The sequence below is a fragment of the Anaerobiospirillum thomasii genome (genome assembly GCF_900445255.1).
GTDB classification, from domain to species: Bacteria; Pseudomonadota; Gammaproteobacteria; order Enterobacterales; family Succinivibrionaceae; genus Anaerobiospirillum_A; species Anaerobiospirillum_A thomasii.
The window spans coordinates 538172-551879 of the sequence record NZ_UAPU01000005.1 but is presented as its reverse complement, the minus strand read 5'-3'; the positions used below and the strand labels follow the sequence as shown (position 1 = coordinate 551879).

Here is a 13708-nt window from a genome sequence, read left to right as displayed (position 1 = left end):
ACATCAATACAGGCTCTATTTAGATACTGCATTAAAGGATGTCGTCTAAGGGGTCATGGGTATCTTACTAAATAGCAATGAATTTTACTAAAAAAATCATTGCTAACAGTAAATTATTAAAAAATGATCAGTAAATATTAAAGGCCGAGAAAATTACTATACTTTGCATGAAAAATTTAGGATAATACTGCCCGCACCTACCTTATACCCACCTCCCAAGGGATATTGCGAATCCTGATCCGATTTTTGATAAATTATGGGGTCATGGGTATCTTACGAAAATGCTTCTGTTAAGAAGCTATTTGATAGCGGTTGCGTGTTTCAGCCGATATGGGTAACTTGTTAACCGTATGAGATTTGGCGCAACGACGCCATGAAGCTCACGCCATAATCGTAAGATTTGGCAGGAGCAATTCACTTGCTCATTAAGATCATTCTAAAAATTAGCTAAGTTTTCTGATCTATGATGAGTCTAAATAGTTTTTGTTTGCTGTGGAAATGGCTTATACCACGCCATGTGCAGTGTGTGAACAGAGAGATGTGTATGTCGAATGAAGATAAGATTCGTCAACTAGCTCAAGAAGTGATGAAGCTTGCGCAGAGTCGCTTGGTGCTGAACTTTCGCTTCTTAGACACGGCGTTAGATAGGTTGCCACTTAATTGCTCTGAGGCAATTGAGACTCAAGCAACTGATGGTAAAGCTCTTTACTTCAATCCTATCTTTGTTCTTAAAGAGTACCGTGATGATCAAGCTCGTCCAGTGCATAACTACTTGCACTCTTTGCTCCATTGCGTTCTCTACCATCCTTTCTCGGCAAAAGCACTAGATCGTGAGCTGTGGGATTTAGCTAGTGATATCGCAGTATCCAACACTATCCTCGAGTTAAAGAAAGATAGCATTGCTACTAATAATGATGCAGCAATGCGCTCGCATCTAAATACCATACAAAAAGAAGTTAAGATCCTTACTGCAGAAAAGATCTATCGTCATTTTCTTGCAAATTCTCCAAGTGATAGCAAGCGACAGGTATTAAGAGAGCTTTTTACTTGCGACGAGCATAGTCCTTGGTATCCGTCAAAGGACAATCAAGCTGGTGGAGCGGGCGATTTAGCTGGTGATGGGGCAAGTTCTAGTGGCGCTTCATCACAGTCATCAAATGGTAGCTCAGGATCACAGCCACCTAGTGGTGGTTCAGAAGTGCCGCAAAATGGTGGACAGCCTTCTCTGGACAACTCAAATCAAAGTGGCCAGGATAATGTTTCCACGATCTTGCCTAAGAATCCAAATGAAAACAATAGTGGCCTTAGCAATACTCCGTATATTGCTGGCAAGCAACAAGCCTTGCTTGATATGTGGATGTCCATCGCAGAGAAGATGCTCACTGATCTTAAGACCACCTCAAAAGGTATAGGAGATGGCGCTGGATCTTTGATTCAGAACTTAACTGAGGTAACTCGAGAGCACTATAACTACTCTGAGTTTTTAAAGAAATTTGCCACTTTTAGAGAAGAGATGAAGGTGAGTCCAGATGAGTTTGACTACATCTATTACACCTATGGTCTTGATCTATACAAGAACATGCCGCTTATTGAGCCTTTGGAGTATCGTGAGGTTAAGAAGATTCATGACTTCGTGATCGCCATTGACGTCTCAGGCTCGGTGCATGGTCCTTTAGTGCAGGCTTTCATGAACAAGACCTACAACATCTTGATGCAAAAAGAGAGCTTCTTTAACAAGATTAATTTGCACATCATTCAATGTGACTCTGAGATCCAAAGCGATGTGAAAATCACCTCACGCAAGGAGTTTGAAGATTACATCAAGCACATGCAGCTAAAAGGCTTTGGTGGTACTGATTTTAGACCTGTATTTACCTATGTAGATAAGCTCATCAAGAGTGGCGAACTTCATGATCTTAAGGGGCTTATCTACTTTACTGATTGTATGGGGCAGTTCCCTGCTAAGCCACCAGCATATAAATCTGCTTTCGTCATGATCCGTGGTGAATATGATGATGTCGCGGTGCCTTCATGGGCAATTAAACTGGTTTTAGATAAGTACGATCTATAGGCACTCATAAGTGCCTCATTGGTCAATCACTCAAGCTTAGGTAACTCTAAAACATGCTAAAGCCGAAGCAATCTTGAGCGCACACAGGCTTTAAGAGCACTGAACTGGCCTTAGTACAAATAATCCAGTGCAGTCCACGGTGCCTAATTGCCTAGCTTGAATGACTACAGAATTAAGCAATACAGACTTACATTTACTGAGGTTTTTCCCTTGAATATTAAACAAGCAAAAGATCAAATAAAAAACGCAGTAACCGTTTACTTTTTAAAAGACGAGTTCGGTGATTACTTAATCCCACCTGAGGTTCAGCGTCCAGTGTTCTTACTCGGCCCTCCAGGTATTGGTAAGACTGCTGTAATGCAGCAGATTGCCCATGAAGCTGGTGTTGGTCTAATTAGCTACTCCATGACGCATCACACCAGACAGAGCGCCTTAGGTCTGCCACTTATTGAGCATAAGAAGTACGACGGCAAGGAGTACGCGATCTCTGAGTACACCATGTCAGAGATCATTGCATCCGTGTATGAGTACATTGAGACCACAGGTGTTAAAGAGGGTATTTTATTCTTAGATGAGATTAACTGTACCTCTGAGACTTTAGCTCCTGTAATGCTGCAGTTCCTGCAGTATAAGACTTTTGGTCGCCACAAGCTGCCAAATGGCTGGATCGTCGTTACTGCAGGTAACCCACCTGAGTACAACAATTCTGTACGTGAGTTTGATATTGCCACTTGGGATCGTCTGCGCCGTATTGAGGTTATCCCTGACTTTATGGTGTGGAAGGAGTATGCCCAAAGCTCAGGCGTGCACCCTGCGGTCTTTACTTATCTTGAGACCATTAAGTCAGACTTCTACAAGATCGAAACAACTGTTGATGGTAGATACTTTGTGACTGCACGTGGTTGGCTTGATCTTAGTGCTATGCTCAAGCTCTACGAAGAGAAGAAGATTAAAGTTGATCTGCCTTTAATTGAGCAATACTTACAGCATCCAAAGGTCGCTAAGGAATTTGCTCGTTACTACGATCTCTTCAAAAAATATCGCTCTGATTATCAGGTAAGCAGCATTTTAGATGGTAAAGCTAGTGATGAGATCATGGCTCGTGCAAGTAACGCAGCATTTGATGAGCGCTTAGCTTTATTAGGCTTGATGTTAAATGCGCTGCATGAAGATATCTGCAAGGTTAACGATGAAGAGGCGATCTTAAAGGACTTACTTGCAGTATTAAAAGACTTTAAGAAAGGAGTAAAGAACAATCCAAATACGCCACGCTATCTTTTTGAGACCTTGCTGCATAATTACACCAATAAGCTGAAAAATACCGCAGATCGTGGCACCGTAACGCAAAATGTTGTTCGTCGCATGAAGGCTGTAGATAATATCCTGCATGAAGAGCTGAATATCATTGGTAGCGAAGAGGACAATGAGGTAGCTTTCAAGGCCGTTAAAAAGGACTTTGATAAGCGCGTAAAGAAGATGGAGAGTGATGCAGATAAGGTTGTAGGTAAGCTTAATGCCGCATTTAAGTTTGCCGAGCAAGCCTTTGGTGAGGGTCAAGAGATCTTGATCTTACTTAGCGAGCTGACCATCAACAAAAATGCCGTAAGCTTCATTAGCTCCTTCGGTTGTGATGAGTACTTCAAACACAATAAAGAACTCCTCTTCCATGAGCGTCAGATTGAGATCATCAACGTCTTAAACGACCTTAAGATCTAATCTTCCTAAAGTTCTACCACATCATTAATGGCTCATTAACGCCATTGTTAGCTACACTCTTAATTGAGTGTAGCTAAGTCTTATCCCATTTACTGTATAGGAATCAAAATAACATCAGTCCTGCATATTTTCAGAGGTGTCTATGGCACTAACTACAAGCCAAATATTGGCCTTAGGTAAGATACCCATGACCCCATAATTTATCAAAAATCGGATCAGGATGCGCAATATCCCTTGGGAGGCGGGTATCAGGTAGATGCGGGCAGTATCATGCCCACCCGCGGTGATAGATTAGTTCAAGATCAGCTTTGGTCAGCTCTACTACAGATACTGTAGACGAGGCAGTCTTTGATATAAAAGCTCTGCGTCTGGCATCACTTATTGCACCACAGAAGCTATTGAATTGGATACAGCAAAGTCTATCTAAGTTCTGATAATAAGATTTAACAGTAATACCCTGAGATGAAATCTCCTGATTCATTCTGTCATAATCTGCGCTTTTAAATCCTTTATAGCTCATGACCCACTCCTATATATCTGGTATGGGTCTATTATTACAAGCAGGAAGGATGTCGTCTAAGGGGTCATGGGTATCTTACCATCATTCTCATTTAGCATTGACAGATGTAAGAGCTAGCTAAAGGTACCATGTTCAAAAAAGAATTTTGAAAAATATTTACATATTATCCGAACCTTGAGTAAACTTATAGATGTGGCCACAAAGCACAATGCACATGAAGCCACAGCAATGCTCCTTGAAAGGCAACAAGAGTCTAAAAGCAAGACCAAAACCAAAAAGACTAGCAGAAGGTCATCTTTAAGCTTGTAGCTGCACAAAAGTAGTTGTTTGCTTTGATTTAACTTAGCTGTGGCTCAGCTTTCTATTTTGTTATGGGCACTTAGTAGTAAGGATATTCTATGGATTTTGAGATCTCAGATAATGGTACGCTAATTCGTTATTCAGGCGCGGGCGGCGATGTGGTGATTCCTGAAGGCGTTAAGTTCATTGAGCGTGGTGTAGTCTTCGACAACGAGACTAAAATTAAAACATTAACGCTGCCTAAGAGCTTAATTGGGCGTAAATTTGAGAGCTACTGGGAAAATGGCTTTATCTATAACGCTCAAGATAATAGTGTAAGTAACTGCTTTGCTAATACTGAGCTTAAAGAGAATGATGCTATTCAAGACAACCTTTACTCTTATTTGTACGTGCCTTGGCTTCCCAATTTAAAAAAATACATTGTTCATCCTGAAAATCCAGTCTATGAGAGCGTGGATGGCGTGCTTTATAGCAAATGCCGTAGGTTCGTCATAGACATTCCATACGTGTACCGTAAAGAACTGACCTTGCCTGAGGAATTTGAGAAAGTCTTTCAAGCATATGAAATGTCAGGAAAATGGGTAAATAAAGTTAGGTATATGGGAGCCTCACTAAGCACTGAGCAATTAGATGAGTTAGGTCGCTTGCCCGGCGACGAAATGCATTTGTTTGCGCCAAAACTAACTCACTGCGAGCTGTGTAAGTTAGATGAAACATGGGATAGAAGTAAAGATCGCATTATTTCGATAATGCCTGAGTTGAGTTTGTCAGAAGAACTTGTTGATAGTCTTGGTTTGGGGCTACTCTTAGGCTATTGTTACAATCATCAAATCTATAATGAGGAGGTTGCTCAGCAGTATATCGGCATGTTGCTGAGAAATGAGGTGGAACTCTACAAGGGTGATGAAGTAAACTCATCTGCTGCTGCTGTACAAGATTTTTACAAAGAAGAATGGGCCAAAAAGAGGCTGCCGAAGATTGATAGATCTAGCAATAAGGGAGCAGCACATTACTTATTGGAAGTTGTCTTAAGAGGCAGTGTACAAGATCTTCAACAATTGCTTGATGAAAGTCTAAAGCCACTTACAGAGTTGTTATGGCATGACAAAGAGGCTGAAGAATATGACAGAAATCCTATACAAACTGTCGATTACGCCATTGCTTTAGCGATACGCTATGGTGGTGTAGAGAAGCTGCGTTTGCTGTTAGATGCTGAAGCTAAATTGCAACGTAAACCTAAGACTTTATCTAAAGAGCTTTATAGCAACTACTATAATTATTGGGTTACAGTAGAGCATCTGTTTAACGGCAGTCAATATAACTCTGCGTTTGTGATTGCCTCAAATGTTGAGGTAAGAAACATGACTCCACTTGATGAGGATGAGCGCTTAAAGTGCCTTGAGCTCTTGTGTGACAGAGAGGCATTGATAATCGAAGATAACAATGATTGTAATATGATCTGCATTCTTGCTTTGATGTGCAGTGAATTTAAGATCGCCAGCTATTTACACTCTCACGGCGTAAACCTGCAAAGATTCATGCAAGAAGAAAAAGAGTATCTTAAAGACGTTTATTTTAACGACTTGCTATATAGTGCCATTTTGAATCATTTGCAAGGTGTGGTTCAACTCATTGAATGGGCAGCAAGTGACGGAAAGACTTTCTCAATTCCAGCTTGCTATATTCCTGTGATCATTCGGGAGGGGCCTAATGAGTTTGCAAAGATCTTCAATCTTTTAGATGTAAAAGCAAAAGATCTAGTAGATTTATTTGAACAAGCAATCTTGAGCTCCTCTCATAGCGCTGTTAATACAATCATCAACTCTAAGCAGATTAAATCAAAACAAACCCTCAGTAAGCTTATAGATGTGGCCACAGAGCACAATGCACATGAAGCCACAGCAATGCTCCTTGAAAGGCAACAAGAGTCTAAAAGCAAGGCCAAATCCAAAAAGCCTAGCAGAAGGTCATCTTTAAGCTTGTAGCGGCACAAAAGTAGTTGTTTGCTATCACTATGATTTAGCTTAGATGGGACTCAGCTTTCTATTTAGCGATGGGCTCTTAGCAGTGATGACATTCTATGGACTTTGAGATCTCAGATGATGGTACGCTAATTCGTTATTCAGGAGCAAACGGCGATGTGGTGATCCCTGAGGGCGTTAAGTTCATTGAGCGTGGTGTAGTCTTCGACAACGAGAATAAAATTACATCATTAACGCTGCCTAAGAGCTTAATTGGCCGTAAGTTTGAGATCTACTATAGAAATGGCTTTGTCTATAACGCTCAAGACAATAGCGTGAGCAACTACTTTGTTAATATGAGACTAAATGAGCAAGAGGCTACTCAAGAGTAAGATACCCATGACCCCTTAGATGACATCCTTCCTGCTTGTAATAATAGACCCATACCAGATATATAAGAGTGGGTCATGAGCTATAAAGGATTTAAAAGCGCTGATTATGACAGAATGAATCAGGAGATTTCATCTCAGGGTATTACTGTTAAATCTTATTATCAGAACATAGATAGACTTTGCTGTATCCAATTCAATAGCTTCTGTGGTGCAATAAGTGATGCCAGACGCAGAGCTTTTATATCAAAGACTGCCTCGTCTACAGTATCTGTAGTAGAGCTGACCAAAGCTGATCTTGAACTAATCTATCACCGCGGGTGGGCATGATACTGCCCGCATCTACCTGATACCCGCCTCCCAAGGGATATTGCGCATCCTGATCCGATTTTTGATAAATTATGGGGTCATGGGTATCTTACCAAAGGATCTGCACAGATTGATGTGACAAACTTTTTAAAAGTCATAATTTGTGCACACTTTAAATATAAAAAACTATTAATAACATATATTTGTAAATGCCTTGAGCTCTGTTAAGTCTTAAGGCTGTTTTTATAATTTCAATTCTTATAGTGTCATGAAATTAAAATCAGGTTTACATGATTTTAAGAGTTGTGGCCAAGAGCATAATTATATCTAAGTGGGTTGGCATAAGAGAAAAATCATAGAATATTGTGGTCTTTCACAGCATATGAAAATTAAATATTATTTAATGTAATTTGCATAAAAAATATACGATAATGGTTATAAATGAATTAGAAGAGAACGGGAGTTACCATGAGTGATGAAATTTTAAATGTAGTAATTATAGGTTCAGGTCCTGCCGGCTGTACGGCTGCCATTTATGCAGCCCGTGCCAGCCTTTCACCGGTTTTAGTAGCAGGTCCTGAAGTTGGCGGTCAGTTAATTACCACACCTGAGATTGGTAACTGGCCTGGTGCTCATACAAATCCTGCCGGTATCGATCTTATGCAGCAGCTGCAGGAGCATGCTAAAGCCTTAGATACCAGATTCATTTATGATAAAGTTGTCAAAGCCAGCTTAAAGGGTGATATCAAAGAGCTGACTTTAGGCAATGGCGATGTACTTAAATGTAAGACTGTAATTATTGCAACAGGTGCCCAGGCCCGCTATTTAGGTCTTGAGAGTGAGAGTCAGTACAAGGGCAAGGGTGTTTCTGCCTGCGCCACCTGTGACGGCTTTTTCTTTAGAAAGAAAGATGTTGCTGTAGTAGGCGGCGGCTCATCAGCCTTTGTTGAGGCTCTGTTTTTAACCCAGTTCTGCAACAAGGTTTATCTTGTGCACAGACGTGAGGGCTTTAGAGCCGAGCAGGTTTTAGTCAACAAGATGCGCGATCTTGAACAGCAGGGCAAGGTTGAATTTGTATTAAATGCCACAGTGGATGATATTGAGGGCGATGGCAATACTGTAACCGGCCTTAAGGTCGATATCAAGGGTGAAAAGAGAACAATTGCTCTGCAGGGTATCTTCGTGGCCATCGGTCACAGCCCTGAGACTTCACTGTTTAAAGATGAGCTTGAGCTTGACTCTGAAGGCTTTATTGAGGTCAATAAGGGTACAGCCACTCAGACATCAATTCCAGGCGTATTTGCAGCAGGTGACTGTGCAGATAAGATCTATCGCCAGGCTATTACCTCAGCCGGCTCAGGCTGTCAGGCTGCTTTAGATGTTGAGCACTATCTTATGGTTTAAGTCTTAAGATATGGCACACAAGGGGCATCTGTATGATGCCTTTTGTTTTTTGGTTATGTGAAAGATAAAAAAGCCTTTTTCACTGGCAAAATGGGGTCTTCCCAAAATTGGGGGTTGACCTAAGATCGCAAACGGTATCTATGGTCTTAAGCACAAGAATGCTTAAGACCTGGCCAAATTGTCAATGCAAAAACTGTCCGTCAATGACAAGCCCTTACGGGTTGGCTTTGCCAATCATTGACTGTCAGTCTTTTGCATTTGCTAAAGCTTTATGAAAAATCCCAAAGATTTTTCCCTTGAGATTAATTTTTATATTTCAGATAAAATAAGGGCCCTGACAACAACTTTACCCGACCAAAGGAAAGAATATGACAGAGCCTAGTGCTATTATAATAAATTCCTACACTGCTGCCAATACAGAAACAAATGAAACTTTAATCAAAGCCAGTGCTAGTGAATTAATGCACTGTAAGTTTGAACACGGTGGTCTCAATATGTACCCTGGTTGTGTAATGTCTGGTGAGCCTGAAATAGATGCTACGGCAATGACTGTTACCTATCATCTTGGCTATACGCTTTGGAGAGAGGAGCTTGAACAAAACTGTCCACTATGTGGCTGCCATAAAGTAAATATAAAGGACTGGGGAGAGCGCACAGTAAAGGATTGCACACTAGGACCATTTGCGGTTATTTTAAAGATACGCGTACCTAAGGTCATTTGTTGTGGTTGTGATCATTCAAGGTGGCTAAAGCCAAGCTTTGTCCATCCGCATCATAGGATAACCTTACGCTTATATGGGCAGATACTGCAGCTTCTTGATTTGGGCGAGAGTCATCTAGATTTAAAGAAAATAAGCTCTATCACGGCTGTAGAGGCAGATATTGTCAGGAACATTGATAATGTAAGGCTTATAGAGATGTTCAAAGATATAAGCCTTGAAGGCGTTAGGAACATAGCTATAGACGAGATAAGCGTTAAAAAGCACCATAAGTATATATCAGTCATCATAGATGCCGATACCGGGCGCCTTTTGTATGCTGCCTACGGCAGAAAGAAAGATGATTTAAGGCCATTCTTTGATAGATTAAAAGACCTTGGACTGCTTGACCAGATTGAAGGTGCAGTAATGGATGGCAACTGCGGATATCAGAATCTAGTCAAAGAGCTCTGCCATAATGCAAAGATAGTGCTTGATTTATTCCACTGCCTGCAACAGTTTAACAGTGAAGTGGCAGATGCCATAAGGCTTGATAAAATAAAAGATTTACGCAAGGAGCTTGGCGCCATGGACGCCGGCGAGTATCAACAAAAGAAAAGTGAATACAAGAAGCGTATAAAAGATCTTAGACAGAGCAAGTGGCTGACTTACATGGGCTCAGATAAACTCAACACTCTTGAAGAGTCGCAAAAAGATCTTGTAGAAACCCTCAAACAGAATAAGACCTTGTTTACAATATCAATTTTTGGAGACCATATCAGAGATCTATGGCATAGCGGAGGTACACCTGAGCAGGTTGAAACAGAAATTAAAAACCTGTATTCACAAGCTGAAGCAACAGAAATTCCTTTACTGATAAGATTCTGCAAGAAGCTAAAAGATTGGAGCTGTTATATTATTCATGCGGCTACAACTGGCTTAAACACCAGTATTTTAGAGGGATGCAATGCTAAATTTAAAACCATTAAAAGGGTAGCCTACGGCTTTAGAGATATAGGGTACTATATATTGAAAATGCATCAGGCTCTGTCTCGAGATAGAGAATCAACTCTCAAAGCTGCCGTAGTTTCAGAGCCTGTTGAAAAAAGTGTCAACCCCCAAATTTAGGGATGAGTCGCAAAGGTTCTTCCCTGAAATTGGGGGTTGACCCAAGATCGCAAACGGTATCTATGGTCTTAAGCACAAGAATGCTTAAGACCCGGCCAAATTGTCAATGCAAAAACTGTCCGTCAATGACGAGCCCTTACGGGTTGGCTTTGCCAATCATTGACTGTCAGTCTTTTGCATTTGCTAAAGCTTTATGAAAAATCCCAAAGATTTTTCCCTTGAGATTAATTTTTATATTTCAGATAAAATAAGGGCCCTGACAACAACTTTACCCGACCAAAGGAAAGAATATGACAGAGCCTAGTGCTATTATAATAAATTCCTACACTGCTGCCAATACAGAAACAAATGAAACTTTAATCAAAGCCAGTGCTAATGAATTAATGCACTGTAAGTTTGAACACGGTGGTCTCAATATGTACCCGGGTTGTGTAATGTCTGGTGAGCCTGAAATAGATGCTACGGCAATGACTGTTACCTATCATCTTGGCTATACGCTTTGGAGAGAGGAGCTTGAACAAAATTGCCCACTCTGTGGCTGCCATAAAGTAAATATAAAGGACTGGGGAGAGCGCACAGTAAAGGATTGCACACTAGGACCATTTGCGGTTATTTTAAAGATACGCGTACCTAAGGTCATTTGTTGTGGTTGTGATCATGCCAGGTGGCTAAAGCCAAGCTTTGTCCATCCGCATCATAGGATAACCTTACGCTTATATGGGCAGATACTGCAGCTTCTTGATTTGGGCGAGAGTCATCTAGATTTAAAGAAAATAAGCGCTATCACGGCTGTAGAGGCAGATATTATCAGGAACATTGATAAGGCAAGGCTTATAGAGATGTTCAAAGATATAAGCCTTGAAGGCGTTAGGAACATAGCTATAGACGAGATAAGCGTTAAAAAGCACCATAAGTATATATCAGTCATCATAGATGCCGATACCAGGCGCCTTTTGTATGCCGCCTACGGCAGAAAGAAAGATGATTTAAGGCCATTCTTTGATAGATTAAAAGAGCTTGGACTGCTTGACCAGATTGAAGGTGCAGTAATGGATGGCAACTGCGGATATCAGAATCTAGTCAAAGAGCTCTGCCCTAATGCAAAGATAGTGCTTGATTTATTCCACTGCCTGCAACAGTTTAACAGTGAAGTGGCAGATGCCATAAGGCTTGATAAAATAAAAGATTTACGCAAGGAGCTTGGCGCCATGGACGCCGGCGAGTATCAACAAAAGAAAAGTGAATACAAGAAGCGTATAAAAGATCTTAGACAGAGCAAGTGGCTGACTTACATGGGCTCAGATAAACTCAACACTCTTGAAGAGTCGCAAAAAGATCTTGTAGAAACCCTCAAACAGAATAAGACCTTGTTTACAATATCAATTTTTGGAGACCATATCAGAGATCTATGGCATAGCGGAGGTACACCTGAGCAGGTTGAAACAGAAATTAAAAACCTGTATTCACAAGCTGAAGCAACAGAAATTCCTTTACTGATAAGGTTCTGCAAGAAGCTAAAAGATTGGAGCTGTTATATTATTCATGCGGCTACAACTGGCTTAAACACCAGTATTTTAGAGGGATGCAATGCTAAATTCAAAACCATTAAAAGGGTAGCCTACGGCTTTAGAGATATAGGGTACTATATATTGAAAATGCATCAGGCTCTGTCTCGAGATAGAAAATCAACACTCAAAGCTGCCGTAGTTTCAGAGCCTGTTGAAAATAATGTCAACCCCCAAATTTAGGGATGAGTCACAATACTGTAAATAGTGAGCGCAATTATATTGAAGGGGATGATGATCTGTTTAAATCCTTACAGCAGATAAGTCAGTACGAGCAGAGCCAGAAGAGTAATAGTGCTGATGCAAAATCTGGCGCAATACAGGATGAAGCAGAGTCTAAGAGCTTTATTGATGACATATCTAATGCCATTAAGAAAATAAAGGGAGAAAAGGCCTGATTTTATGCTAAAGCTTGAAACATTTGCCGATGTAAAAGAGCATTTTTTAAAAATTGACAAAAGGCATGAGCTTTTTGACTACTATTATGGGCAAAAGGAGCTGCCTATAGTTAAAAAGCTCAAAAAGCCATTATCGCGTGATCTTAAGGCCTCCTTTGCTCAGATTTTAAACTGGGCGCAAAGCTGGAAGAGTGTCAAAGGGGTCAGGGTCAATTTCAAAACTTTAAATAATGCAGTTTTAGGCGCGCAGAGTATACCAGATGAGGTTGTGGTTGAGAGTTTTGATGATCTTGCCTCACTGCTTGGTTATAACGTAGCAAAGATTAATTCCTTTATCTTACGTTTTGAGAGACTGTGTAGCGCTCATACAGTGCTTGAGGCCTATTTTAAAAAGAATATCTATAAAATCTATGAAAGTGAAGAGCTTTATTTAAAGGCCCTTGATGTTGTTTTATATCTTAATGAGCATGACTGCAGAAAACTTTATTTAAGGCAGATTGATATAAAAGACACAGATACCAAATTTATTGAAAAACACTATGCCATCATCTCTGAAATGCTTGAGATAGTACTAGATGAGGACAGATTTGACGCATCTGTAACAGAGCGCTCGCTAAAGGGGTTTATCAGGCGCTTTTATTTTAAGCAAAAGCCTGAAATGATTCGCTTTAGAGCCCTTGATGATACATTAAAGCTTATAGACAATGTATCTCTTAAAGACTCGATCTCTTTAAATGCTGATGATTTTGCGCATTTGAACTTAAAGTCAAAAACCATCTTTATTATAGAAAATGAAATTACATTTTTATCCTTTCCTTACGTTAAAGATGGTATAGCTGTTTTTGGCAAAGGCTATGGTTTTGAAGCTTTGTCTCAGGCTAAATGGCTTAAAGACTGCAAAGTTTATTATTTTGGCGATCTTGATACACATGGTTTTAATATCTTAAATCAGTGCCGTTTTACGCTCAAAGATATAAATATAACGTCATTTTTAATGAATGAGACAACGCTGCGTGATAATTTAGCAAGTGCCGTTAAAGAGGATAAGCCTTTTTTAGGAGAGCTTGTGTATCTGACAGCAGATGAGCTTTGCTGTTATAAAGCTCTTGTAGATAATACCTATGGCAGCAATGTCCGCCTTGAGCAGGAGTATATTGCCTACAGCTATATTACTCAGGCGCTGTCTGTTTTATAAGCTAAGGCCGTATAAAGCGCAGAAGTTTTAATAAAAAGAGTAGATTATAGAAAT

Annotated in this window: 11 protein-coding genes; 10 read left to right on the top strand and 1 reads right to left on the bottom strand. The window is 40.4% G+C overall.

Annotation, left to right across the window (positions count from 1 at the left end):
- Window positions 1–544: 544 nt before the first annotated feature.
- Together DRZ93_RS02640 and DRZ93_RS02635 are read left to right on the top strand one after the other, a co-directional pair.
- Window positions 545–2071, top strand: coding sequence for a vWA domain-containing protein (locus DRZ93_RS02640; protein ID WP_172458003.1), 1527 nt, complete (start codon window positions 545–547; stop codon window positions 2069–2071).
- A gap of 210 nt (window positions 2072–2281) precedes the next feature.
- A complete protein-coding gene (locus DRZ93_RS02635; RefSeq protein ID WP_113744583.1) occupies window positions 2282–3787 on the top strand; it encodes an ATP-binding protein in 1506 nt (501 codons plus the stop codon).
- A gap of 268 nt (window positions 3788–4055) precedes the next feature.
- Here DRZ93_RS02635 and DRZ93_RS02630 read toward each other — a convergent pair whose 3' ends face one another.
- On the bottom strand, window positions 4056–4307 hold the full coding sequence (locus DRZ93_RS02630) for a hypothetical protein (RefSeq protein ID WP_113745758.1): 252 nt from the start codon (window positions 4305–4307) through the stop codon (window positions 4056–4058).
- 398 nt (window positions 4308–4705) lie between these two features.
- Between DRZ93_RS02630 and DRZ93_RS02625 the strand changes: the two genes are divergently transcribed.
- The 8 genes from DRZ93_RS02625 to DRZ93_RS02590 all read left to right on the top strand — a co-directional run bounded on the left by DRZ93_RS02625 (window position 4706) and on the right by DRZ93_RS02590 (window position 13654).
- Window positions 4706–6592: a hypothetical protein gene (locus tag DRZ93_RS02625; protein WP_113745757.1), complete on the top strand. Its 1887-nt coding sequence runs from the start codon at window positions 4706–4708 to the stop codon at window positions 6590–6592.
- Window positions 6593–6687: 95 nt separating this feature from the next.
- A complete protein-coding gene (locus DRZ93_RS02620) occupies window positions 6688–6960 on the top strand; it encodes a hypothetical protein (RefSeq protein ID WP_113744581.1) in 273 nt (90 codons plus the stop codon).
- 75 nt (window positions 6961–7035) lie between these two features.
- Window positions 7036–7287: a hypothetical protein gene (locus tag DRZ93_RS02615; RefSeq protein WP_113745756.1), complete on the top strand. Its 252-nt coding sequence runs from the start codon at window positions 7036–7038 to the stop codon at window positions 7285–7287.
- A gap of 447 nt (window positions 7288–7734) precedes the next feature.
- Entirely contained in the window at window positions 7735–8670 is a 936-nt protein-coding gene (gene trxB / locus DRZ93_RS02610) for a thioredoxin-disulfide reductase (RefSeq protein WP_113744579.1), read from the top strand.
- 368 nt (window positions 8671–9038) lie between these two features.
- Complete coding sequence (locus DRZ93_RS02605; RefSeq protein WP_113745755.1) at window positions 9039–10496, top strand: ISL3 family transposase; 1458 nt, start codon at window positions 9039–9041, stop codon at window positions 10494–10496.
- A gap of 290 nt (window positions 10497–10786) precedes the next feature.
- Entirely contained in the window at window positions 10787–12244 is a 1458-nt protein-coding gene (locus DRZ93_RS02600) for an ISL3 family transposase (protein ID WP_113745754.1), read from the top strand.
- A gap of 2 nt (window positions 12245–12246) precedes the next feature.
- Window positions 12247–12459, top strand: a complete 213-nt coding sequence (locus DRZ93_RS02595; RefSeq protein WP_113745753.1) for a hypothetical protein — start codon at window positions 12247–12249, stop codon at window positions 12457–12459.
- A 4-nt stretch (window positions 12460–12463) separates the two neighbouring features.
- Window positions 12464–13654 (top strand): Wadjet anti-phage system protein JetD domain-containing protein, encoded by a 1191-nt coding sequence (locus DRZ93_RS02590; protein WP_113745752.1) that lies wholly within the window; start codon window positions 12464–12466, stop codon window positions 13652–13654.
- The last annotated feature ends 54 nt before the right edge of the window (window positions 13655–13708 follow it).

Coding starts and splice junctions, on each gene's coding strand:
- trxB (WP_113744579.1), top strand. CDS start 7,735: ATGAGTGATGAAATTTTAAATGTAGTAATTATAGGTTCAGGTCCTGCC.
- DRZ93_RS02605 (WP_113745755.1), top strand. CDS start 9,039: ATGACAGAGCCTAGTGCTATTATAATAAATTCCTACACTGCTGCCAAT.
- DRZ93_RS02600 (WP_113745754.1), top strand. CDS start 10,787: ATGACAGAGCCTAGTGCTATTATAATAAATTCCTACACTGCTGCCAAT.
- DRZ93_RS02595 (WP_113745753.1), top strand. CDS start 12,247: ATGAGTCACAATACTGTAAATAGTGAGCGCAATTATATTGAAGGGGAT.
- DRZ93_RS02625 (WP_113745757.1), top strand. CDS start 4,706: ATGGATTTTGAGATCTCAGATAATGGTACGCTAATTCGTTATTCAGGC.
- DRZ93_RS02630 (WP_113745758.1), bottom strand. CDS start 4,307: ATGAGCTATAAAGGATTTAAAAGCGCAGATTATGACAGAATGAATCAG.
- DRZ93_RS02590 (WP_113745752.1), top strand. CDS start 12,464: ATGCTAAAGCTTGAAACATTTGCCGATGTAAAAGAGCATTTTTTAAAA.
- DRZ93_RS02620 (WP_113744581.1), top strand. CDS start 6,688: ATGGACTTTGAGATCTCAGATGATGGTACGCTAATTCGTTATTCAGGA.
- DRZ93_RS02640 (WP_172458003.1), top strand. CDS start 545: ATGTCGAATGAAGATAAGATTCGTCAACTAGCTCAAGAAGTGATGAAG.
- DRZ93_RS02615 (WP_113745756.1), top strand. CDS start 7,036: ATGAGCTATAAAGGATTTAAAAGCGCTGATTATGACAGAATGAATCAG.